Origin of the sequence: Pelagibius marinus (assembly GCF_014925385.1) — a bacterium.
Lineage (GTDB): Bacteria > Pseudomonadota > Alphaproteobacteria > Kiloniellales > Kiloniellaceae > Pelagibius > Pelagibius marinus.
This window is the reverse complement of record NZ_JACSDK010000003.1, coordinates 16,019-37,595: the sequence shown is the minus strand read 5'-3', so window position 1 is coordinate 37,595 and position 21,577 is coordinate 16,019. Positions and strand designations below refer to the sequence as shown.

The window sequence follows — 21,577 nt, the reverse complement described above, 5'->3', positions numbered from 1 at the left end:
AGAAGCCGCTCCGAGACGAGTAAACGATAGAAAGCTAGGGTTCTGATTGTCTGAGTTCGCTGTCGCGCTGGTCTTGAGCGCGGCGGTGCTGCACGCCACCTGGAACGCCATCGTCAAGGGCACCCGGGCGCGTGCCCTGGTGCTGGCCGCCGTGGCCGGCACCCACGGCACCGTCGGCCTCCTCATGCTGCTGTGGTTCGAGCTTCCGCAGCCGGCCTCCTGGCCCTACATCGCCGCCTCGGCGACGACGCACTACGGCTACTACTACTTCCTGTCGCTGGCCTACAAATGGGGCGACCTCTCGCGGGTCTACCCCATCTCGCGCGGCATCGCGCCGCTGCTGGTCTCCCTCGGCGCGCTGATCTTCGCCGGCGAGCAGCTCTCGGCCCTGGGCTGGGGCGGCGTCGCCCTGGTCTCCGCCGGCATCTGCCTGCTCGCCTTCTTCTCCAAGGGCCCCAGCGTCCCCGACCCGCGATCCACGGGCGCGGCCGTCGCCACCGGGCTGATCATCGCCAGTTACAGCGTGATCGACGGCATCGGCGTCAGGCTCTCGGGCAGCCCTTTCGGCTACATCGGCTGGCTGTTCTTCACCGAGTTCCTGGTCACCCTCTTCGTACTGGCCCGCCTGAAGCCGCGTTTCACGCCGGAGGTGCGCGCCACCCTGCGCGTGGGCTACCTGGGCGGGCTCTGCGCCGTGGCCGCCTACGCCCTGGTCATCTACGCCAACACCCTGGCGCCGCTGGGCATGGTCTCGGCCCTGCGCGAGTCGAGTGTGATCATCGCCGCTCTCTTTGGGGTTGTCATATTTCGCGAGCGCCCCTGGATCAGCCGCCTCGCCGCCGCCGTCACGGTCGGCGCGGGAGTCCTGGTTTTGACGCTGACACGCTGATCCTTCGGAGTATCAGCAGAATCTTTCAATACATAAAAAGAATAGATTTCCCCGATTGTAACATTGTGGTCACTATGCCTCAGGGCAAGCTGCCGCCGCCCGCGATCACCGGGGAAGGGCGGCAGGGGGAACGCACAGCCAAAAGAAAACCCACCAAAAAACGGACGTTCGGCTAGCAACAGGGAGCACTGACAACCATGGCATTTCGGAAAACTCTGCTGACCGCGGCCGCGGTCAGCCTCCTGGTCGCGACGGCCGCGAAAGCGGAAGTCGAGCTCACGGTCTACACGGCCGTCGAGGCGGAAGACCTGAAGCGCTACGCGGAGACCTTCAACCAGGACCACCCGGACATCAAGATCAACTGGGTCCGCGATTCGACCGGCATCGTCACGGCCAAGCTGCTGGCCGAGAAGAACAATCCGCAGGCCGACGTGGTCTGGGGCCTGGCGGCCACCTCGCTGCTGCTGCTGAAGACCGAGGGCATGCTGGAGCCTTACGCGCCCAAGGGCGTCGAGAAGCTGGACAAGAAGTTCGTCGACAAGAGCAATCCGCCGGCCTGGGTCGGCATGGACGCCTGGGTCGCCTCGGTCTGCTACAACACCGTCGAGGCCGGCAAGCTGGGCCTGCCGATGCCCAAGTCCTGGAAGGACCTGACCGATCCGGCCTACAAGGGCCACCTCATCATGCCGAACCCGAACTCCTCGGGCACCGGCTTCCTGGACGTCTCCTCCTGGCTGCAGATGTTCGGCGAGAAGGGCGGCTGGGACTACATGGACGCCCTGCACGAGAACATCGCGCGCTACACCCACTCCGGCTCGGCCCCCTGCAAGCTGGCCGCCGCGGGTGAAATTCCCATCGGCATCTCCTTCGCCTTCCGCGGCGCCAAGTCCAAGGCCGCGGGCGCGCCGCTGGAGATCATCGTCCCCGAAGAGGGCGTCGGCTGGGATATGGAAGCCACGGCCATCATCGCCGGCACCGCCAAGCTGGAGGCCGCCAAGACCCTGGTCGACTGGTCGATCACCAAGAAGGCCAACGAGATGTACAACACCGGCTACGCCGTGGTCGCCATGCCGGGCGTGGCCAAGCCGGTCGAGTTCTTCCCGGAGAACCTGGTCGACAAGATGATCGACAACGACTTCGAGTTCGCCGCCAACAACCGCGCGGCGATCCTTGAAGAGTGGCAGAAGCGCTACGATTCGAAGTCCGATCCCAAGGGCTGACCGGAGCCTGAAACCTGTCGAGAGGGCGCCGCTTGCGGCGCCCTCTTTCGGTTCGCTGCGCCCTCCCGCATACTGACCGCAAGGCCCAAGAGGGCCGGCGTCCTCCGGCGCCGGGCAGAAGTCGGGCCGTGGCGACGCCAACGAGTGCATCATCAGGCGAGGCTTCTTCTTGTCCAGCTACCTGCGCATCCGCAATCTGTTTAAGAACTTCGGGGACTTCACGGCCCTGAAGGACATCTCCCTGGATATCGAGGACGGGGAGTTCGTCTGCTTCCTGGGCCCCTCCGGCTGCGGCAAGACCACCCTGCTGCGCGCCATTGCCGGGCTTGACCTGCAGAGCTACGGCAGCGTGGAGCAGGCCGGGCGCGACATCTCCGACCTGCCGGTCACCCAGCGCGACTTCGGCATCGTCTTCCAGTCCTACGCCCTGTTCCCCAATCTGACCATCGAGCGCAACATCGCCTTCGGCCTGGAGAACCTGGGCAAGTCCAAGGCGGAGGTCGGCGCCAGGGTCACCGAGCTGCTGGACCTGGTGAACCTGGCCGACCAGCGCAAAAAGTACCCGGCGCAGCTTTCCGGCGGCCAGCAGCAGCGCATCGCCCTGGCCCGCGCCATCGCCACTTCCCCCGGCCTCTTGTTGCTCGATGAGCCCCTTTCTGCCTTGGACGCCAAGGTGCGCGTCCACCTGCGCCACCAGATCAAGGAACTTCAGAGAAAACTGGGCGTCACCACCATCATGGTCACCCACGACCAGGAGGAAGCCCTGGCCATGGCCGACCGCATCGTGGTGATGAACCACGGCGTGATCGAGCAGGTCGGCACCCCGACGGAGATCTACCGCGAGCCGCGCTCGCTCTTCGTCGCCGACTTCATCGGCGAGACCAACCAGATCCACTCGACCGTCACCGAGCCGGGCTGCCTGGCGCTCGGCCGGGCGCGGCTGAGGGGCCAGACCGGTGAACTGGCGCCCGGCCAGAAGGTCGTCGCCACCATCCGCCCGGAAGACATCGTGCCGCATGAACCCGCCTTCCGCGAAGCCGAGGACAGCGACAGCCTGCTGGAGGTGACCGTCGACGAGATGGAGTTCCTCGGCTCCTTCTGGCGCTCGCGCCTCACCGGCGCGGCTCTGGACAGCGAGGTGCTCTACGCCGACTTCTCCATCAACGCGGTTCGGCGCCTGTCGATCGACGAGGGCAAGAGCCTGACCATCGAGCTGCCGCCCTCGCGGCTGATCGCCTTTGCCGCCGCAGGGAGTGCCGGAGAGACTCATGGCGAGCACGGCTGACGCGCTGGCGGCGGCAGGCCGCCCCCCCAAGGCAAGGCCCATCAAGCCCCGGCTGGGGCGCGATGACCTGATCATGCGCGGCTTCATGGCGGTGATCGCCCTCTACCTGGTGATCGCCATCGCCCTGCCGCTCTACGCCATGCTGTCGAAGTCCTTCTCCACCTACAGCTTCGACCTCACCGCCTACGAGTTCCAGGTGAGCGACGAGGTGGGCAACTTCGACGCTCCGCCGGTCAGCGCCGCCGCCCTGAACGACGAACTTCAGGCCGTGTCGCCGGAAGACCTCTCCACCTCCAGCGACGGGCGCCTGCCGGCGACCTCCTTCTTCCCGGACTTCAGCTTCCGCAGCCCGGTCATGTACAAGATCCGCGGCACCAGCGCCGACGCGGTCTACCTGGTCGGCACGGAGCGCTTCAGCGGCACCGAGTGGCGGGAGGTCGATTCCAACAATTTCCGCCGGGTGATGCTGCGCCCGGCCCGCGACATCGGCTTCGCCAACTACGTGACCTACTTCTCGACGCCGGCGCTGTTCCAGTCCATCGAGAATTCGATCTTCATCTCGGCGCTCAGCACCATCATCACGGTGACGCTGGCCTTCGGCTTCGCCTATGCGCTGAGCCGCAGCTGCATGCGTCTCAAGGGATTCTTCCGCCTGGTCGCCCTGGCGCCCATCCTGGTGCCCTCGCTGCTGCCCGGCATCGGCCTGGTCTACCTCTTCGGCAACCAGGGCATGATCAAGGAGTTGCTGCTGGGCGAGTCGATCTACGGGCCCATCGGCATCGTCATCGGCTCGGTCTTCTTCACCTTCCCCCACGCCATGATCATCATCACCACGGCGCTGGCGATCTCCGACGCGCGGCTCTACGAGGCCGCCGAGTGCCTCAAGGCCAGCCGTTGGAAGATCTTCTGGACCGTCACCGTGCCCGGCGCGCGCTACGGCCTGATCTCCGCCGCCTTCGTGGTCTTCAACCTGGTGATCACCGACTTCGGCCTGCCCAAGGTCATCGGCGGCCAGTACAACATGCTGGCGGTCGACATCTACAAGCAGGTCATCGGCCAGCAGAACTTCGAAATGGGCGCCGTGGTCTCGGTGGTTCTGCTGATGCCGGCGCTGGTCGCCTTTGCCGTCGACCGCCAGGTGCAGAAGAAGCAGGTCGCCCTGCTCTCGGCCCGCTCGGTGCCCTACCAGCCCAAGCCCAACCGACGCTTCGACTGGCTGGCCTTCGGCTACTGCGGGCTGATCGCGGTCTTCATCGTCGGCCTGCTGGCGGTCTGCCAGTACGCCGCGCTGATCAAGTTCTGGCCTTACGACCTGAGCCTCAGCCTCAAGAACTACGCCTTCGACCTGATGGACGGCGGCGGCTGGGATTCCTACTACAACTCCATCCAGATGGCGCTCCTGACCGCGGTGGCGGGCACGGCGGTGGTCTTCGTCGGCGCCTACATGGTGGAGAAGACCAAGGGCTTCGAGACCGGGCGCTCGCTGTTCCAGCTGCTGGCCATGCTGCCCATGGCGATCCCCGGCATGGTGCTGGGCCTGGCCTACATCTTCTTCTTCAACGAGCCGGCCAATCCGCTGAACTTCATCTACGGCACCATGGCGATCCTGGTGATCTGCACGGTGACGCACTTCTACACCGTCTCGCACCTGACGGCGGTCACGGCGCTGAAGCAGATGGACCGGGAGTTCGAGTCCGTGGCCGCCTCGCTGAAGCAGCCCTTCTACAAGCTGTTCCGCGTGGTGACCGTGCCGGTCTGCCTGCCGACCATCCTCGACATCTCGATCTACCTCTTCGTCAACGCCATGACCACGGTCTCGGCGGTGATCTTCCTCTACTCGCCGACCACCACCCTGGCCTCGGTCGCCGTCCTGAACATGAACGATGCCGGCGACATCGCGCCGGCCGCGGCCATGGGCATGATGATCTTCTACACCAACGCCGGGGCGCGCCTGATCCACCTGGCGGTCTCCAAGGGCGTGCTGAAACGCACCCAGGCCTGGCGCTTCAGGTAGGAAAATCCGGAAAGGAAATCCGCCTCAGGCGGTGCGGCGGGCGTCGACGGCGCGCTCGGCCGGGAAGGCGATGGTGACCGTGGTGCCCTCGCCGGCCTGGCTCTCGATCTCCAGGGTGCCGCCGAAGAGGCCCATGAAGTTGTCGCAGAGGTGCAGGCCCAGGCCGGTGCCGGCATGCTCGCGGGCGCGGGCGTTGTGGGCCTGCTCGAAGGGCCGCAGCGCCTTGGCCACGCCCTCGTCGGTCATGCCGATGCCGTCGTCGGCCACGGAGATCAGGATGCGGCCCTGGCTGTCGGTCCAGGCGCTGACCTCGATGCGGCCGCCCTCAGGCGTGAACTTCACCGCGTTGGACAGCAGGTTGTTGAGGATCTGCATCACCACCCGCTCGTCGCCCCACAGCGCCGGCAGGTCGGGGTCGACCCTGGCGGTCAGTTTCTGCCCGCCGGTCTCGGCGGTGGTGGTCACCTGCCGGATGCAGCTCTGGATCAAAGCCTCCAGGTCGACGTTTTCCTCGGCCAGTTCGTACTTGCCGGCCTCGACCTTGGAGATGTCCAGCAGGTCGTTGATGAGGGCGATGAGCAGGCTGCCGCTGTGGTGGATGTCCTGGACATACTCGTCGTAGCGGGCGTCGCCCAGCGGGCCGAAAGCTCGGGCGCGCATCATCTCGCTGAAGCCCAGGATGGCGTTCAGCGGCGTGCGCAGGTCATGGCTCATGTTGGCGAGGAACTCGGTCTTGGCGCGGTTGGCCTGCTCGGCCTGGAAGCGCGCCTTCTCCAGCTCGGCCGTGCGCTCGGTGACGCGCTCCTCCAGGTAGGCGTTGGCGCGGCGCAGGCCGCGCTCGGCCTGTTCGACGCGCAGGCCGTTGAGCCGCAGGCGCTCCAGCGCCGCGGCCATGCGGCTCAGCTCGTCGTTGCGCCCGCCGGAAGGCACCTCGGTGTCCAGGTCACCCTCGCCGATGCGCACCATGGCGTCGGTGACCCGCGACAGCGAGCCGGTGATCAGGTTGACGCCCAGGAAGACGACCACTGCCGTGATGACCGCCAGAATGGCGGCGGTGGTGGCGTCGTCGCGCACGGTCTTCCACACCTCGGCGGAGACGCCGGCGGTGGAGACCCAGACGAACAGGGTGCCGACGACTTCCCCGGTCTCGGCGGCGATCTTGCGGTCGAAGACCAGGACATCGCCGTGATCCGCCTGCGCCAGGTTCTCGGGACGGAAGCCGTCGATCATCACCTCGGCCAGCTTCTCGCCGTCGGTCGCCAGCACCCGCGCCCCGGCGATCGATCCCGTCGCCGCCAGGCGTTCCAGGCGCTGCTGCACCCGCTCGTAGTCGTAGTCCCACAGAGGATCGGCCAGGGTGTCGCCGAAGACGCTGGTGAGGACCTGGGACTCGGCCTTCAGGTCGCTCATCAGCCGCGCCGCATGCTCCTGGCCGGAAAGCGCCGTGCCGATCATCGACACGACAACGACCGTCGCCAGCACCGTGACGACGATGCGGTTGCGGATCGAGGTGCCCGTAAGTCTCTTGTTCTTCTGACGCATGCAGGCCGTTGAGGTTCTACTACAGCACTGCCCAAAGACCGGGAGGAGGAAGGGTCAAGCAACACTCCTGCCGGGCATATAGACCGCAGAACACTAGCCCCTTGTCCTTAAACGATTCTTTACGCAAATCGACATACTTATAGAATATATTCAAGGATTCGAGCCAGAGCGTTTACTCGCTTACGTATTTTTATTTGCCGGACAGGTGGTTTTGCTGGACTCTTCCGGCCTTGATTGACGGAGACCCAAAATGCGTCGGATCGCTCGAGGTTTCGCAGCCCCCGCCCTGGCCATTACCCTGGCGCTCGCTTTCTCCGGCGGGCCCGCCGCCGCCCAGGACGTCCTGCACCTGACGACCGAGCAGTACGCGCCCTTCAACTTCGACAACAACGGCGAGATCCTCGGCCTCGGCGCGGACCAGGTGCGCGAGATCATGAAGCGCAGCGGCATCGACTACGACATGGAGTTGCTGCCCTGGTCGCGGGCCATCGGCCTGGCCCGCGAGAAGGCCATGACCTGCGTCTTCACCACCGCTCACACGATGGACCGCGACGCGCACTTCAAGTGGGTCGAGCCCCTGCTGGTCGAGCGCACCCTGCTGATCCGCGCCGCCGGCTCCGGCGTCGAGGCCTCCAGCGTCGCCGAGGCGACGGCCTACCGCACGGGCACCCAGACCGGCGACTACACCGTCGAACTGCTGCGCGACGCCGGCTTCACCGAGATCGACCTGGCGCGCGACCTGGATCTGACCCTGAAGAAGCTGCTGAGCGGCCGCGTCGACCTCATGGCCGTTTCGGAATCCTTTGTCCGCCGCCTGCACAATGACGGCGTGCCAATCGAGGAAGTCGCCGTACTCTTCGAGCAGATCTTTTCCATCGCTTGTTCGCCCGGCACCCCCGACGGCATCGTCTCGCGCATGCAGGACGCGCTGGTCAGCATCATCGCCGACGGCACCCAGGCCGAAATCCTCGCCCGCTACCGCTGAAATCCCGAGAAAGAAAAAGCGGCCTTCCCCCTTGGAGGAAGACCGCAGGTAGCCCCTTACACAGGCAAGTTGGGGCGGGCAGGGTCAGGAATGCGCGTGGTGGCCCTTGTGGTGCGCCGCGATGCCTTCTCCCGGCCGCAGGCTGTCGGGCAGCAGGAAGGCCACGGCGATGAAGACCGCCCCCAGCACCAGGCCGACGACCTCGCCCGAGAGGCCGGGCATCAGCGCCGGATAGTCGGTGCCGGCGACGACGCCCAGGGTCGCCTTGCCGCCCAGGATCGAGTCCAGCACGCCGGTCGACTTCACCCAGGCATAGCTGGCCATGTAGGCGGCGGCACCCAGCAGGCCGCCGAGCAGGAAGGCGACGCCGTCCTTGCGCCCCGTGGCCGCGGCGGCGAGACCGGTGCCGGGGCAGTAGCCGGCGGCGGCGAAGCCGAGGCCCAGCAGCGCGCCGCCCAGGAAGACACCCAGGTAGGCGGTCTTCACGCTCAGGTGGCCCGGGTCAATGACGCCGGCCAGAAGACCCGCGAACATCAGCAGCGAGGACACGCCGATGGCCAGCAGGATGGTCTTCATCAGGTGCAGGTTGCCGAGCCGCAGCATGCCGATGATGTAGTTGGGGTTGGTGGCGCCGACGCGGTCCAGCACGAAGCCGAAGGCGCCGCCGATGACGATGGCGAGGATGATCGAGGTCATGGCTCAACCCTCCCTGCGGAACATGATGAGCGCCAGAGGAATGGCGGCGAGGAAAGTGCCGGCGGCGAAGATGTAGCCGCTGACCGCCGTCTGCATCATGCCGCTCATCATGTGGCCGCTGGTGCAGCCGCCGGCCAGGCGGGCGCCGTAGAGCACCAGGAAGCCGGAGACGAAGGCGACGAGGTAGCGTTTCATGGGCGAGGCGCCGAAGTTGGCGCGCCAGACCGGCGGCATGGCGCGCTCGGCTTTCGGCACGCCGCCGCGCAGCAGCGCGGAGAGCGCCGCGCCGGCCATCATGGCGAGGACGAAGACGAAGCCGTAGTTCAGCGGGTTGGCGACGTGCTTCGCGTAGGCCCCGCCGCTCTTGTCGAGATAGGCGTTGGGGCTGGCATAGCCGCTCTTGGCGTCGAGGGACTCGACGACCACCGCGGGATTGACCGCATCCCAGAGGATGCCGTCGAAGATGACGAACTGGGTCGACACGCCGATGGGCTTGACCAGCACCACGGCGGCCAGGAACACGAGGCCGAGGGCGAGGCCTCCAAGGCGCCAAGGCAGGATCATGGGGATATCTCCTCTCTCAGATGTCCCGAGGCTAATATATTCATAATCGTGCATATATGATCTGGATCAAAAGACGTCAGATCTGGAAAAAATCCAGGATTCCCGGGGTTTTCCATGCGTCCCGATGCGCGCGATTCGCTTGCTGCCGGCCGCGGAGAGGCGTAGAATTCCACATAAAGTAGGTGTGAGAGCGCCCGATCGGGGGACGGCTCGACACCGCCGGCATCATCTCCTTTCGGGCGCTCGCGTTGCCGTCAAAGCAGCTTGGAAGGAGGTTTGTCATGAATACCTCTGTCAAACACGGCTGGTTCACAGAGCATCGCCGCTGGGAGGATTTCTGCTCCGCCGGCTGCGGCGTGCTCATCGTCCTCTCCCCCGCCCTGACCGCCGGGGACTTGGCCGCGGCGGCTTCCATCTCTGCCGGTCTGGCCGGCGTTCTCATCACCATGCTGGCGCTGCTGGAGATCATGTCGCTGCAGCGTTGGGAAGAGGTGCTGGAGCTTGCCTGCGGCCTCTGGGTCGTGGTCTCGCCCCTGGTCTTCGGCTACGGCGGCACGCTGCGCCTCGCGCACTTCGTGCTCGGCGCCGCAGTCGCCGTGCTGGCGCTGTTTGAATTGTGGCAGGACCGCAACCGCCGCCTGGAGGGCTAGTGCCCTTCGGCCAAGCGACTTAGAACGATGGCCAGGACCGCGCCCAGCGCGGCCAGGGTAGTGTCCTTCTGGGCGTCGAAGACGTCGCCCTGGGTGCCGAGGAAGGCCATGCCGGCCTCGGGATCCAGCAGCATGGCCGCTCCCCACTCCAGCATCTCATAGCCGCTGGAAAAGGCCAGGACCACGGCGAAGGCCAGCAGACCGGCCCGCCAGCCCCCGGCAGCGAGCGCCCCGCCGCTGCCGCGCAGCAATGTCTCGCGCAGGGGATAGCTGCAGAGCAGGCCGAAGAGGAAATGCACCACGCGGTCGTAGTGATTGCGCTCCCAGCCGAAGGCCTCCGTCATCCAGCCGCCGACCGGCGCTTTGGAATAGGTGTAGTGCGCGCCCACCGCATGCAGGGCGAGGAAAATCGTGATCAGCAGGTAGGAGAGGTTCGACAAGGGAAAGGCGCGGTAGGTCACCGCCAGCAGGCCGACGAAAAACACGACCAGCAGGTTCTCCAGAAACCAGTCGAAGCGGTCGTAGGGGGCGATGGCGAGTGCCAGCCACCAGAGCGCATAGGCGGCGGTGAGTCCCTGCAGCAGGCGGTTGCGGGCGAAGTCCGCCGTGACTACATCCCGCGCGCTGGTGAGCAAGCGGCCCCTACCCGCCACTCTTGGCGCTCAAATAGGCGACGGCGCCGTCGATGGTGATCAGCTTGGCGTAGTCCGATTCCGGGATGTCGATGCCGGTGCGTTTGTGGAGCGCGATGACCAGGTTCAGGACATCCATGGAATCGATGTCCATGGCCTCGCGGATGTCCTCGCCGGGGTCGATCTCCGCCGGGTCCCACTCGGGGGCGATGTTGCCGAGTTCCTCGAAAAAGACGGCGCGCGCTTCATCAGGTGTCATAGGGCCTCGGGCTCCTGCAGCAGTCGGTCGATGTCGTTCAGCAAAAGGGCGCCGCGGTGGCCGTCGCTCACCCGGTGATCGCCGGCCAGCGTCATCGTAACCAGCGGCCGCGCCTCGATCCTACCCTCAACCACGCGGGGCCGCTCGACCACCTTGCCGATGCCCAGGATGGCGACCTGCGGCGGGTAGATGATGGAATACATGCCCTCGACGCCGCGCTCGCCCAGGCTGGAGACCGTCACCGTGGGGTCCGCCAGTTCCGAAGAGCGCAGCGTGCCGACGCGCACCCGCGCCACAAGGTCGCGCATCTTCGCCATGATGCTGTCGAGGTCCAGCTGGTCGGTGTCGTGGATCGCCGGCGCCACCAGGCCGCCGCCGCGGATCGAGACCGCGGTGCCGATGTGGATGGCGTCGCTGGGCGCGAAGCCGTCCTCCCGGTAGAAGCCGTTGAACGCCTTGTGCTTCTTCAGCGCCAGCGCCACGGCTTTCAGGAACAGCGCGCCGATGAGCAGGCGCTGGGCCGGCTCGCGCGCCGCGTTGGTCTGCTCCAGCCAGGCACTGGCCGCCGCCAGGTCCACGTCGTGGGAGAGGTAATAGTGCGGGATCTCGCGTTTGGAGCGGCTCATGGCCGCGGCAATGGCCTTGCGCATCTCGTCCAGGTCGAGGCCGCCGGCCTTACTCTTGGGTTTTGGCTTGGCTGCCGGTGCGCTTTCCACGTCGGCCAGCACCACCGCGCCGCCGGGGCCGCTGCCCTTGAGGGCGGCGAGGTCGAGGCCGCGTTCCGCCGCCGCCTGCCGTGCCGCCGGAGAGGCCCTGACACCGCCTGCCGGCGCCACTTTGGGCGCCCCGGGCGGCGGGGCGACCGGCAGCGGCAGGGGCGTCGGCGGCTCTTCGGCAGCCGCTTCCGGTGCGGCCTTCGGCGCTTCCGGCGCCGCTGCGGCTTCGCCCGCCCCGCGGATGCGCGCCAGCGGCGTGCCGACCGGCACGGTCTGGCCGATGTCGACCAGATATTCCTCCAGCACGCCGTCCTGGAAGCACTCGATCTCGATGGCGCCCTTCTGGGTCTCGACCACGGCGACGATGTCGCCGCGCCGCACCGCCTCGCCCGGCTGCTTCAGCCACTCGACCAGGGTGCCGGCCTCCATGTCGGAGCCCAGCGAGGGCATGAGGAAGTCGCTCATGTCTTGTTCAGGGCGCGCTTGGCCGCGGCGACGATCTGCGGCGGCTGCGGGATCGAGGCCTGCTCCAGGTGCTGCGGATAGGGGATCGGCACCTCGGCGCCGCAGACCCGCTCCAGCGGCGCGTCCAGCGACCAGAAGCAGCACTCGGTGAGGCGCGCGGAGACCTCCGCCGCCAGGCTGCCGCTGCGCCAGCCGTCGTCGACGATGACCGCGCGCCGGGTTCTGGCGAGGGAAGCGGCGATGGTCTCGTCATCCAGGGGACGCAGGGAGCGCAGATCGATGACCTCCGCCTCGATGCCCTCGCCCGCCAGGATGTCCGCCGCGGCCAGGGCGCGCCACAGGGCGCCGCCATAGGAAATCAGCGTCACGTCCTTGCCGGGGCGGCGCACCGCCGCCTTCCACACGCTCTCCGGCGCGGGCGCCAGCTCCGCCTCCTCGGCGGCCTTGCGGTTGTAGAGCATGACGTTCTCGAAAATCAGCACCGGGTCCGGGTCGGCCAGCGCCGGGGCCAGCATGGCCCTTGCGTCGGCCACCGTCGCCGGGGCCAGGATCTTGATGCCGGGGATATGGGCGAACCAGCCCTCCAGGCTGTGCGAGTGCTGGGCGGCGAGCTGCTTGCCGGCGCCGGTCGCCATGCGGATCACCAGCGGCACGCCGCACTGGCCGCCGGACATGTGGCGCAGGGTCGCCGCCGAATTGAGGATCTGGTCGAGGGCCAGCAGGCTGAAATTCACGGTCATGACCTCGACGATGGGCCGCAGGCCGTTCACCGCCGCGCCGACGCCGGCGCCGGTAAAGCCGGACTCCGACAGCGGCGTGTCGCGGATGCGCGCCGGCCCGAAGTCCTGCAGCAGCCCCATGGAGACCGCATAGCAGCCGCCATAGTGGCCGACGTCCTCGCCCATGAGAAAGACCCGCTCGTCCTGGGTCAGGGCCTCGCGCAGGGCTTCGCGCATGGCCTCGCGGTAGGTCATCTCCGGCGGCGGCGCGGCGCCGACGGTGACGGCCACCTCCGCGCCCTCCTCGGCATAGGTATGGCGCAGCAGGTCCTCGACCGGCTCCCAGCTGCCCGCCTCGGCGAAGTCGACCGAAGCCTGGACCTCCTCGGCCACCGCCGCCTCCATGGCCTCGAAGTCGCTCTCATGGGCGATGCCGGTCTCGCGCAGCCAGGTCTGGTAGCGCAGGATCGGGCCCTTGCCCTTCCATTCCTCCACCTCGCCCTTCTCGCGGTAGAGCTGGGCGTCGAACATGGAATGGGCGCGGAAGCGGTAGGTGCGGCATTCCAGGAATTGCGGCTTGCCGTCGCGGCGCGCCGCCTCGACGGCGGCCTGGGCGGCGGCCTCCACCGCTACCACGTCCATGCCGTCCACCACGCGGGAGGCGATGCGGTAGCTCTCGGCCTTCTTGTGAATGTCGGTCTCGGACTCCGTCAGGTCGAGGGCCGAGCCCATGGCATAGAGGTTGTTCTCGCAGACGAAGAGCACCGGCAGGCCCCAGAGCGCCGCCAGGTTAAGGCTCTCGTGGAACTCGCCCTCGGCCACCGCTCCCTCGCCGAAGAAACAGGCGGTGACGCGATCGCGCCCCTGCAGCTTGTCGGCCAGCGCCAGGCCCACCGCCAGCGGCAGGCCGCCGCCGACGATGGCGTTGCCGCCGTAGAAGTTGGTCGCCTTGTCGAAGATGTGCATGGAGCCGCCGCGCCCGTGGCTGCAGCCCTCCTGCTTGCCGTACATCTCCGCCATGACGCCGTTCATGGAAAGGCCGCGCGCCAGGGCATGGCCGTGTTCGCGGTAGGTGGCGACGATGGCGTCGTCCGGCTGCAGGGCCTGCATGACGCCCACGGCGTTGGCCTCCTCGCCGATGTAGAGGTGCAGGAAGCCGCGGATCTTTTCCTGGGTGTAGAGCTCGGCGCACTTCTCCTCGAAGCGGCGGATGCGCAGCATCTGCTTCAGCAGGTGAAGGGCATGCTCGCGGCTGAGGCGGGGCTTGGTCATTTCTTCTCGTCGCTTTCCAGGGTCGAGAGATCGCCTTCCGGCAGGCCCAGTTCGCGCGCCTTCAGGAGACGCCGCATGATCTTGCCGCTGCGCGTCTTGGGCAGGTTCGTACGGAAGGCGATGTCGCGCGGCGCCACGGCGGGCCCCAGGCGCTTGCGCGCGTGGCCCAGCAGTTCCTTGCGCAGCGCCTCACTGGACTCGAACTTCGGCTTCAGGCCGACGAAGGCCTTCACCACCTCGCCCGCCGTTTCGTCGGGAATGCCGATGACGCCGACCTCGGCGACGGCGGGATGCTCCATGAGGGCGCTTTCCACCTCGAAGGGGCCGATCAGGTGCCCGGCGGACTTGATCACGTCGTCGGCGCGCCCGACGAACCAGAAGTAGCCGTCGGAATCACGCATCGCCAGGTCGCCGGAGAGGTACCAGCCGTCGGCGAAGCACTTCTTGTAGCGTTCCTCCTCGTGCAGGTAGCCGCGCATCATCGAGGGCCAGCCCGGCCGCAGGGCGAGTTCGCCCAGCGCCATGGGCCTGGTGATCTCGGTGACGCCGCCGTCGGGCTTGCGCTCGACGATGCCCGCCTCGATTCCCGGCAGCGGCCGGCCCATGGAGCCGGGCTTCACGTCCATGGCCGCGTAGTTGGCGATCATGATGCCGCCGGTCTCGGTCTGCCACCAGTTGTCGTGGAAGGGCTTGCCGAAGGTCTCGTCGCTCCACACCACGGCCTCGGGGTTCAGCGGCTCGCCGACACTGGCCAGGAAGCGCAGGCTGGCGAGGTCGTAGGTGTCGGCCACCTCCTTGCCGGCGCGCATCAGCATGCGGATCGCCGTCGGCGCCGAGTACCACACCGTCACCTTTTCGTCCTGCAGGGTCTGGTACCAGCGCTCGGCATCGAACTCCGCCTCGTCGACGATCATGGTGGTGCCGTTGGTCAGCGGCGCGATGATGCCGTAGGAGGTGCCGGTCACCCAGCCCGGGTCCGCCGTGCACCAGTAGATGTCGTCGGGGTGCAGGTCCAGGGCGTAGCGCCCGGTGACGTGGTGCGCCACGACGGCGCCGTGGACGTGGATGGCGCCCTTGGGCTTGCCGGTGGTGCCGCTGGTGAAGTGCAGCAGGGCACGGTCTTCGGGACCGGTCTCGGCGATCGCGAAATCCTCCGAGGCTTCCGCCATCGCGGCGGCCAGGTCGACACAGCCCTCGGGCAGCGGCTTGTCGGTAGTGCGCACCAGCAGGACGTGGTCGAGCTCCGGCAGCTCACCGCGCCAGGCCGCAACCTTGCGATTGTAGAGCGCGTCGGTGGTGACCAGCGCCTTGGCGCTGCCGATGGTCATGCGCGCCTTCAAGGGCTCCGGCCCGAAGGCGGAGAACAGCGGCGAGAAGACGCTGCCGTTCTTCAGGATGCCGAGCATCGCCTGGTAGAGCTCCGGGCGCCGGCCCATGAGGCCGAAGACCGCCTCGCCGCGCGCCACGCCCAGCGACTTCAGAACGTTGGCGAAGCGGTTGCTGGCCGCCGCCAGTTGTCCGTAGGTGAGGTCCTGGCGGCTGCCGTCCTTGCCCAGCCAGCGGATCGCGACCTTGTCGCCCTTGCCGTGGGCCAGATGGCGGTCGACCGCCTCAAAGGCGATGTTGAGGCCGCCGCCGGGCAGGCCGTCCAGTTCCGCGCGGGCGGCATCCCAGGAGAAACTGCCGTAGACGGCGTCATAGTCGCGCAGATTGGCCAGCGCGAGCAGAGCCGGGTCCTGCTTGTGGATAATCTCCAAAAAAGGGCCTCCCGCCTAGGGTCTTTGCCGGATGCTTCTCGCTGTCTGTGACATCCTCTCCGCCCAGCCTCGGCGTCTCTATGACCTAAATCAAGCCCCCTACCGCGGCAGCCGCCCAGGCGATAGGCTTTGATCCTGGTCAATGCCGCGGCGGCGGCGGCTCCGCAAGGTCGTGCACACCGGGAACCGTGGAAGAACCTACTGGGTACACAGGGATTATGGCACCTTCACCACTCGCGCCGGAAAAGCTCTATACGCACTGCAAGCTCGACGGTCTCGATTTCGAGACCACGTCTGAGCTGGAGGACCTGGCGGAGGTCATCGGCCAGGACCGCGCTCTGGAAGCGATTCATTTCGCCGCCGAGATCGAGCAGGAGGGCTACAATCTCTTCGTCCTCGGCCCGTCGGGCACCGGCAAGCACACCACCGTGCTGCGCATCCTGAAACAAAAGGCGGCCGAGGAGCCGGTGCCGCCGGACTGGGTCTACCTCAACAATTTCATCACGCCGCACCAGCCCAAGGCGCTCTCTCTGCCCAGCGGTCTGGGACGTGAGCTGCAGAGCGCCATGAAGCAGCTGGTCGACGAACTGCGCGCCGCCGTGCCCGCGGCCTTCGAGAGCGAGGACTACCGCAACCGCCGCCAGGCCCTTGAGGAAAGCGCGCGCGAGCGGCAGGAGAAAGCCTTCCAGGTGCTGCGCGAGAGGGCCGAGGAAAAGAACATCGCCCTGGTGCGCACCCCGATGGGCTTCGCCTTTGCCCCCATGGAGGACGGCGCGGTAATGGAGCCCAAGGCCTTCAACGCCCTGCCTGCCGAGGAACGCGAGCGGATCCAGGAAGAGATCGAGAAGCTGCAGGCCGAGCTGGAAGAGATCGTCAAACAGATTCCCGGCTGGGCCAAGGAGCACCGCGACGCCTTGCGCGAGTTGAACCGCGAGGTCACCGCCCAGACCATCGACCAGCCGATCGACAAGCTGAACGAACGCTTCGGCGAGATCGAGGGCATCGGCGAACATCTGGAGGAGGTCCGTGAGGACCTGCTGGACAACGTGCACTCCCTGCTGCAGCTGGAAATCGCCGCGCAGCAGCAGGGCCCCGGGGAGACAGCCGCCGGTCCGGCCCCCGGCCCCGGCCACCTCAACGGCTTCAAGCGCTATGCGGTGAACGTCGTCGTCAGCGGCGAGGAAAGCGAAGGCGCCCCGGTGATCTTCGAGAACAACCCCACCCTGGCGAACCTCATCGGCCGGGTGGAGCACATCTCGGAGATGGGCGCACTGATCACCGACTTCACCCTGATCAAGGGTGGCGCGCTGCACCGGGCCAACGGCGGCTACCTGATCCTCGACGTCCTGAAGGTGCTGAGCCAGCCCCTCGCCTGGGACGCGCTCAAGCGAGCCTTGAAGGCAAGCACGATCCGTATCGAGTCCGCGGGACAGATGATGAGCCTCATCAGCACGGTATCGCTGGAACCCGGCGACGTCCCACTGCAGGCCAAGGTGATCCTCTGCGGCGATCCGCTGTACTACTACCTGCTGGGCGAGTACGACCCGGAGTTCGCAACGTTGTTCAAGGTGGCCGCCGACTTCGGCGGCTCGATGGATCGTAGCGGTTCCGGCGAGGCGCTCTTCGCACGCCAACTGGCGACCATGGTGAAGCAGTCAAAGCTGCGCCCGCTGAACCGCGCCGCCGTGGCCCGCGTCATGGAGCACAGCGCCCGCCTGGCCGAGGATGCCGAGAAGCTGTCGATCAACCTGCGCGCCATCTGCGACCTGACCCGCGAGGCGGATTTCTTCGCCGGCAAGGCCGGCGCCGAAGTGACCGACGCCGCGCACGTGCAGCAGGCGATCGACGCGCAGATCCGCCGCGCCGACCGCCTGCGCGAGCGCAGCTACGAGGCCATCCAGCGCGGCATCGTGCTGCTGGACACCGAAGGCACAACCGTGGGCCAGGTCAATGGCCTCAGCGTGCTGCAGCTCGGCCACTTCGCTTTCGGGCGGCCCAGCCGCATCACCGCAAGCGTGCGCCTGGGCGCCGGCAAGGTCATCGACATCGAGCGCGAGGTGGAACTGGGCGGCCCGATTCACTCCAAGGGCGTGCTTATTCTCTCCTCCTATCTGGCCAGCCACTTCGCCGGCGATAAGCCACTGTCATTGGCAGCCAGCCTGGTCTTCGAGCAGTCCTATGGCGGTGTCGAGGGTGACAGTGCCTCCTCGGCCGAGCTCTACGCGCTGCTCTCGGCGCTCTCCGAGGTGCCGCTGAAGCAGAACCTGGCGGTCACCGGCTCGGTGAACCAGAACGGCCATGTGCAGGCCATCGGCGGAGTCAACGAGAAGATCGAGGGCTTCTTCGACATCTGCAGGGAGCGCGGGTTGACCGGCGACCAGGGCGTCCTGATCCCGGCGAGCAACGTCATGCACCTGATGCTGCGCCAGGATGTCATCGATGCTGTGGCCGCGGGAAAGTTCCACATCTACCCGGTGGAGACCATCGCCCAGGGCATCGAGCTGCTGACCGGGCGGCCCGCCGGCGAGCGCGATGCCGAGGGCCGCTTCCCGACTGACTCGGTCAACCGCCTGGTCGAGGATCGCCTCGTCGCCTTCGCCGAGGCGCGCCGCCGTTTCGGCGCTCATGACGAAGACGGCGGCAAGGAAGGAGGCAGGAATGCCGGCAACTGAGAAGCCTGAATCACCCGGCCGCCGCGACGCTCTGCGCGTGCGCCGGGTGCTGGTGGCGCTCGACAGTTCCGCGGCCTGCGCCGCCACCCTGGAGGTCGCCGCCGGCCTCGCCGCCGCCACGGCCAGCGAACTCAGCGGCCTCTTCGTCGAGGATCAGGACCTGCTGCGCCTGGCGGAACTGCCCTTCGCCCGTGAGGTCCAGTTGAGCAGAGGTCCAGCCGGCAAGTCCCTGTCGCGGGCGCTGGATCCCGCCTTGCTGCTGCAGGACCTGCGCGCCCAGGCTGCCGTGGCGCGCGAGGCCATGGCCAAGCAGGCCGCCCTGCACCGCCTCGCCTGGTCGTTCCAGGTTGCCAAGGGGCGCAGCGAGGAAGCCCTGCTTTTGGCCGCGGCGGCCGGCGACGTCATTGCGGTGGCGCGCGGCTTCGGCCCGCTGGCGCGCTTCGGCCGCATCAGCCGCGAGGTCCGCCTCATCGCCGCCCGGGCGCCGGGACCGCTGCTGGTCGCCGGCGACGGCGGGGCCGAACAGCCAGGCACAGTGCTGTTGCCCTACGACGCTTCCCCGGCGGCCGAGCACATGCTCGCCTTCGCCGCCGGCCTGGCCGTCACCCGCCGCGCGCCGCTGGAGATCATGCTGCTGGGCGAAACCGCCGCTTCGCTGGAAGACATGGGCGAGAGAATCCGCGCCGCCGGTGGTAAGGACCCCTTGCCGCCGCTGCAGATCTGGATCCCGCGCGACAGCAAGGCCGCCCTGCAGCGGCTCTGCTCGCTGGATCGCGGCCTGCTGGTGCTGCCCGCCGACGAGCCCTGGTTCGAGAACGGCAAAGTCGAGCAGATCATCGAGCGGGCGAAGGTGCCCATCGTCCTGCAGACGGAAAAGGAACCCGCGCCCGCTTAAAGTCTCCGCCCGAAGGGCCTAAGCGAGGTGGTGCTTGCCGATCAGCTTCACGGTGCTGGCCTGCGGCCCCTTTTCGCTTTCTTTCTCGGCAGCCACGTAGCGTACTTCCTGGCCCTCCTCCAGCTTGGCGAAGTCGCTATCCACCAGGCTGTTCTCATGGAAGTAGATCTCGCGGCCGTCAGGCGTCTCGATGAACCCGTAACCTTCGTAAGGGAACAACCGGGCCACCTTGCCGTGCGGCGGCACCTCATGAGTCTTCACCTTGCCGGACTTGCGCCGGGAATGGTCCTCAAGGCGGCGGCGCGCCGCATTAAAGGCGTCGCGCACGGCCACGTAGACATCCTCGTGAGCATGGTTCTTGCCGGGGTTGCGACCGACCATGACCTGCTTGCCGGGCACGGACAGTTCGATGTTGACCTGGAAGAGATTGCCCTTGGTGTGTTGTCGGTTGATCGCTTCGACCCTCACCCGACAGGCGGTGATACGGTCGTAGACCTGCTCCAGCTTGCCCACTTTCTCCCGGATTCTGGCCTCGACGGCGTCCGAGTGGTCCATGTTGCGGAAGGTGATCTCGAGGGGTGTCTGCATGGCTGCGTTGTACCTCCCTTACCTTGGGGCGATTTGACTTTGCCCATAATCATCCTGTAACGGCGCCGACAATTGCAATGAGGTTGATCAATTGTCGTCCACCGCCTCTTCGGGCTGATCCGGTCTGTATTGAGATAGGCACCGGATGACGTCCGCGTCCTTCACCTGGGTGAAATCACGGTAATAGGCGCCGATGGCGTAGAAATCCGCGGGCTGCGCCAGGCAGACCACGTCGTCGGCCAGGCGGCGCAGGCGCGCCAGGGTGTCCTCCGGGGCCACCGGCACCGCTAGAATGATGCGCCTTGGCCGTCGCCGACGCAATGCCCGCAAGGCGGCCTCCGTGGTCGCCCCCGTGGCGATGCCGTCGTCCACCAGGATGACGCTGCGGCCCTCCAGCACCACGGCCGGGCGGCCGTCCCGGTAGAGCGCCGCGCGTTCGCGGACTTCCCGCAGCTTTTCCGCGCGCCGCTGCTCGAGACTCTCTTCGCGCAGGCCGAGGTCGACGATGATGCGCCGGTTCCACACGGTCTCCTCCGCTCCTTCCCCCCCGGCGCCCTCGGCGACGGCGCCGATGGCCAGTTCGGGCTGGCCCGGCGCGCCGATCTTGCGGGCAATGATCACGTCCAGCGGCGCCTGCAGCCGCGCGGCGATCGCGGCAGCGACCGGCACGCCGCCGCGCGGCAACGCCACCACCACCGGCGGCGCGGTGTCCTCAAAAGACGCCACGGTCCCGGCCAGATGCCCGGCCAGGCGCTCGCCCGCCTCCCGGCGGTCGCGGAACATCACCATCGCAGGAAGGCTCCGGTTTGAGAGATCTCACACGACAGGCTCACGGGAATCTTGGGGGTTGTCCTTAATCCAGATCAAGCCAGACTGGGGCGGTCTTTTTCAGAAAACCGGAAGCGGCATGGCCGAAGCGCCCGAAGACAGAGAGCCCGGAGACGGACAGGCCGCCGCCCTGGCCTATGCGGCGGCGGGCTGGTCGGTGGTGCCCATGGCGCCGCGCGGCAAGCAGCCGCTGCTGTCCTGGCTGGAATTCCAGCAACGCCGCGCCGACCCGGAGGAGATCCGCGGCTGGTTCCGGCGCTGGCCCGAGGCCAACATCGCCGTGGTGACCGGCGAAATCTCCAACATCGTGGTGCTGGACATCGATCCGCGTCACGGCGGCGAGGCCTCGCTGGCCCTGCTGGAGGACGAGATCGGGCCGATCCCCAGCACCGTGGAGGCCCTGACCGGCGGCGGTGGACGCCACCTCTACTTCGCCTATCCGGGCCGCCGGGTGCGCAACCGGGCGGGCCTGCGCCCCGGCATCGACCTGCGCGGCGACGGCGGCATCATCATCGTGCCGCCCTCGGTCCACCCCTCCGGCAAGCGCTACGCCTGGGCGGGCGGTCACAGCCCGCGGGAGGCTGACCCGGCGCCCCTGCCCGAGCGCCTGCTGATCGAGGTGACCGCCCGGGGCAGCCGCCAGGGCCACCCCGCCAGCTACTGGCGCGGCCTGGTGGCCGAGGGCGTACCGGAGGGTCAGCGCAACAGCACCATTGCCTCGCTCGCCGGCCACCTGCTGTGGCACGAGGTCGACCCGGACGTGGTCAGCGAGATGCTGCTGTGCTGGAACCGCATTCGCTGCCAACCGCCGCTGCCGGACGAGGAGGTGCTGCGCACGGTGCAGAGCATCACCCGCCTGCACCAGCGCGAGGACACTCCTGGCTGAAGCGCCAGTTTACGATAGATCAATGCCGCCTCGGCTTGCGTGC

The 21,577-nt window shown here is 67.4% G+C and carries 19 protein-coding genes; 9 read left to right on the top strand and 10 right to left on the bottom strand.

From position 1 onward, the window contains the following. The first annotated feature begins 46 nt into the window (after positions 1-46). The 4 genes from H7X47_RS05485 to H7X47_RS05470 all read left to right on the top strand — a co-directional run bounded on the left by H7X47_RS05485 (position 47) and on the right by H7X47_RS05470 (position 5,408). Positions 47-889, top strand: coding sequence for an EamA family transporter (locus H7X47_RS05485; RefSeq protein ID WP_193367648.1), 843 nt, complete (start codon positions 47-49; stop codon positions 887-889). 197 nt (positions 890-1,086) lie between these two features. Next, complete coding sequence (locus H7X47_RS05480) at positions 1,087-2,109, top strand: putative 2-aminoethylphosphonate ABC transporter substrate-binding protein (RefSeq protein WP_193367647.1); 1,023 nt, start codon at positions 1,087-1,089, stop codon at positions 2,107-2,109. A gap of 169 nt (positions 2,110-2,278) precedes the next feature. Beyond that, the gene (locus H7X47_RS05475) at positions 2,279-3,394 is read left to right on the top strand and encodes a putative 2-aminoethylphosphonate ABC transporter ATP-binding protein (protein WP_227010237.1); all 1,116 of its coding nucleotides are present in this window, start codon (positions 2,279-2,281) and stop codon (positions 3,392-3,394) included. Continuing rightward, positions 3,378-5,408, top strand: a complete 2,031-nt coding sequence (locus H7X47_RS05470; RefSeq protein WP_193367646.1) for a putative 2-aminoethylphosphonate ABC transporter permease subunit — start codon at positions 3,378-3,380, stop codon at positions 5,406-5,408. The genes H7X47_RS05475 and H7X47_RS05470 overlap by 17 nt, the downstream gene beginning before the upstream one ends. 24 nt (positions 5,409-5,432) lie before the next feature. Here H7X47_RS05470 and H7X47_RS05465 read toward each other — a convergent pair whose 3' ends face one another. Then, positions 5,433-6,950: a sensor histidine kinase gene (locus H7X47_RS05465; protein WP_193367645.1), complete on the bottom strand. Its 1,518-nt coding sequence runs from the start codon at positions 6,948-6,950 to the stop codon at positions 5,433-5,435. A 250-nt stretch (positions 6,951-7,200) separates the two neighbouring features. Here H7X47_RS05465 and H7X47_RS05460 point away from each other — a divergent pair, with 250 nt between their 5' ends. Next, entirely contained in the window at positions 7,201-7,935 is a 735-nt protein-coding gene (locus tag H7X47_RS05460; protein WP_193367644.1) for a substrate-binding periplasmic protein, read from the top strand. Between the two features lie 84 nt (positions 7,936-8,019). On the opposite strand, the gene H7X47_RS05455 is transcribed toward H7X47_RS05460, so the two are convergent. Both H7X47_RS05455 and H7X47_RS05450 read right to left on the bottom strand, forming a co-directional pair. Beyond that, complete coding sequence (locus H7X47_RS05455) at positions 8,020-8,631, bottom strand: YeeE/YedE thiosulfate transporter family protein (RefSeq protein ID WP_193367643.1); 612 nt, start codon at positions 8,629-8,631, stop codon at positions 8,020-8,022. A 3-nt stretch (positions 8,632-8,634) separates the two neighbouring features. Beyond that, positions 8,635-9,195 (bottom strand): YeeE/YedE thiosulfate transporter family protein, encoded by a 561-nt coding sequence (locus H7X47_RS05450; protein WP_193367642.1) that lies wholly within the window; start codon positions 9,193-9,195, stop codon positions 8,635-8,637. A gap of 281 nt (positions 9,196-9,476) precedes the next feature. Here H7X47_RS05450 and H7X47_RS05445 point away from each other — a divergent pair, with 281 nt between their 5' ends. Next, positions 9,477-9,845, top strand: coding sequence for an SPW repeat domain-containing protein (locus H7X47_RS05445; RefSeq protein ID WP_193367641.1), 369 nt, complete (start codon positions 9,477-9,479; stop codon positions 9,843-9,845). Here H7X47_RS05445 and H7X47_RS05440 read toward each other — a convergent pair. The 5 genes from H7X47_RS05440 to acsA are packed head-to-tail and all read right to left on the bottom strand — an operon-like array spanning position 9,842 to position 15,665. Beyond that, positions 9,842-10,480, bottom strand: coding sequence for a DUF2238 domain-containing protein (locus H7X47_RS05440; RefSeq protein ID WP_193367640.1), 639 nt, complete (start codon positions 10,478-10,480; stop codon positions 9,842-9,844). The two genes, H7X47_RS05445 and H7X47_RS05440, sit on opposite strands and share 4 nt — an antisense overlap. A gap of 7 nt (positions 10,481-10,487) precedes the next feature. Next, entirely contained in the window at positions 10,488-10,736 is a 249-nt protein-coding gene (locus H7X47_RS05435) for an acyl carrier protein (RefSeq protein ID WP_193367639.1), read from the bottom strand. Next, complete coding sequence (locus H7X47_RS05430; RefSeq protein ID WP_193367638.1) at positions 10,733-11,917, bottom strand: dihydrolipoamide acetyltransferase family protein; 1,185 nt, start codon at positions 11,915-11,917, stop codon at positions 10,733-10,735. Before H7X47_RS05430 ends, H7X47_RS05435 begins: the two co-directional genes overlap by 4 nt. After that, the gene (pdhA, locus tag H7X47_RS05425) at positions 11,914-13,908 is read right to left on the bottom strand and encodes a pyruvate dehydrogenase (acetyl-transferring) E1 component subunit alpha (protein WP_193367637.1); all 1,995 of its coding nucleotides are present in this window, start codon (positions 13,906-13,908) and stop codon (positions 11,914-11,916) included. Before pdhA ends, H7X47_RS05430 begins: the two co-directional genes overlap by 4 nt. Continuing rightward, on the bottom strand, positions 13,905-15,665 hold the full coding sequence (gene acsA, locus H7X47_RS05420) for an acetate--CoA ligase (RefSeq protein WP_193367636.1): 1,761 nt from the start codon (positions 15,663-15,665) through the stop codon (positions 13,905-13,907). The genes pdhA and acsA overlap by 4 nt, the downstream gene beginning before the upstream one ends. Before the next feature lie 218 nt (positions 15,666-15,883). On the opposite strand from acsA, the gene H7X47_RS05415 reads away from it, so the two are divergent. Next, on the top strand, positions 15,884-18,337 hold the full coding sequence (locus H7X47_RS05415; protein ID WP_193367635.1) for a Lon protease family protein: 2,454 nt from the start codon (positions 15,884-15,886) through the stop codon (positions 18,335-18,337). Beyond that, positions 18,324-19,232 carry a hypothetical protein gene (locus tag H7X47_RS05410; RefSeq protein ID WP_193367634.1) on the top strand — a complete coding sequence of 303 codons (909 nt, stop codon included), beginning with the start codon at positions 18,324-18,326 and terminating at the stop codon, positions 19,230-19,232. Before H7X47_RS05415 ends, H7X47_RS05410 begins: the two co-directional genes overlap by 14 nt. An 18-nt stretch (positions 19,233-19,250) precedes the next feature. Here H7X47_RS05410 and H7X47_RS05405 read toward each other — a convergent pair whose 3' ends face one another. Further along, positions 19,251-19,820 (bottom strand): HPF/RaiA family ribosome-associated protein, encoded by a 570-nt coding sequence (locus H7X47_RS05405; protein WP_193367633.1) that lies wholly within the window; start codon positions 19,818-19,820, stop codon positions 19,251-19,253. Positions 19,821-19,907: 87 nt separating this feature from the next. After that, complete coding sequence (locus H7X47_RS05400; protein WP_227010236.1) at positions 19,908-20,609, bottom strand: phosphoribosyltransferase; 702 nt, start codon at positions 20,607-20,609, stop codon at positions 19,908-19,910. A 118-nt stretch (positions 20,610-20,727) separates the two neighbouring features. On the opposite strand from H7X47_RS05400, the gene H7X47_RS05395 reads away from it, so the two are divergent. After that, entirely contained in the window at positions 20,728-21,534 is an 807-nt protein-coding gene (locus H7X47_RS05395; RefSeq protein ID WP_193367632.1) for a bifunctional DNA primase/polymerase, read from the top strand. Positions 21,535-21,577: the final 43 nt, after the last annotated feature.

What these genes read in the sequence shown, in the direction of transcription:
- H7X47_RS05445 (WP_193367641.1), top strand. Translation starts at nt 9,477, where the DNA reads ATGAATACCTCTGTCAAACACGGCTGGTTCACAGAGCATCGCCGCTGG.
- H7X47_RS05435 (WP_193367639.1), bottom strand. Translation starts at nt 10,736, where the DNA reads ATGACACCTGATGAAGCGCGCGCCGTCTTTTTCGAGGAACTCGGCAAC.
- H7X47_RS05480 (WP_193367647.1), top strand. Translation starts at nt 1,087, where the DNA reads ATGGCATTTCGGAAAACTCTGCTGACCGCGGCCGCGGTCAGCCTCCTG.
- H7X47_RS05415 (WP_193367635.1), top strand. Translation starts at nt 15,884, where the DNA reads ATGGCACCTTCACCACTCGCGCCGGAAAAGCTCTATACGCACTGCAAG.
- H7X47_RS05450 (WP_193367642.1), bottom strand. Translation starts at nt 9,195, where the DNA reads ATGATCCTGCCTTGGCGCCTTGGAGGCCTCGCCCTCGGCCTCGTGTTC.
- H7X47_RS05410 (WP_193367634.1), top strand. Translation starts at nt 18,324, where the DNA reads ATGCCGGCAACTGAGAAGCCTGAATCACCCGGCCGCCGCGACGCTCTG.
- H7X47_RS05405 (WP_193367633.1), bottom strand. Translation starts at nt 19,820, where the DNA reads ATGCAGACACCCCTCGAGATCACCTTCCGCAACATGGACCACTCGGAC.
- H7X47_RS05395 (WP_193367632.1), top strand. Translation starts at nt 20,728, where the DNA reads ATGGCCGAAGCGCCCGAAGACAGAGAGCCCGGAGACGGACAGGCCGCC.
- H7X47_RS05465 (WP_193367645.1), bottom strand. Translation starts at nt 6,950, where the DNA reads ATGCGTCAGAAGAACAAGAGACTTACGGGCACCTCGATCCGCAACCGC.
- pdhA (WP_193367637.1), bottom strand. Translation starts at nt 13,908, where the DNA reads ATGACCAAGCCCCGCCTCAGCCGCGAGCATGCCCTTCACCTGCTGAAG.
- H7X47_RS05430 (WP_193367638.1), bottom strand. Translation starts at nt 11,917, where the DNA reads ATGAGCGACTTCCTCATGCCCTCGCTGGGCTCCGACATGGAGGCCGGC.
- H7X47_RS05470 (WP_193367646.1), top strand. Translation starts at nt 3,378, where the DNA reads ATGGCGAGCACGGCTGACGCGCTGGCGGCGGCAGGCCGCCCCCCCAAG.
- H7X47_RS05400 (WP_227010236.1), bottom strand. Translation starts at nt 20,609, where the DNA reads ATGGTGATGTTCCGCGACCGCCGGGAGGCGGGCGAGCGCCTGGCCGGG.
- H7X47_RS05455 (WP_193367643.1), bottom strand. Translation starts at nt 8,631, where the DNA reads ATGACCTCGATCATCCTCGCCATCGTCATCGGCGGCGCCTTCGGCTTC.
- H7X47_RS05460 (WP_193367644.1), top strand. Translation starts at nt 7,201, where the DNA reads ATGCGTCGGATCGCTCGAGGTTTCGCAGCCCCCGCCCTGGCCATTACC.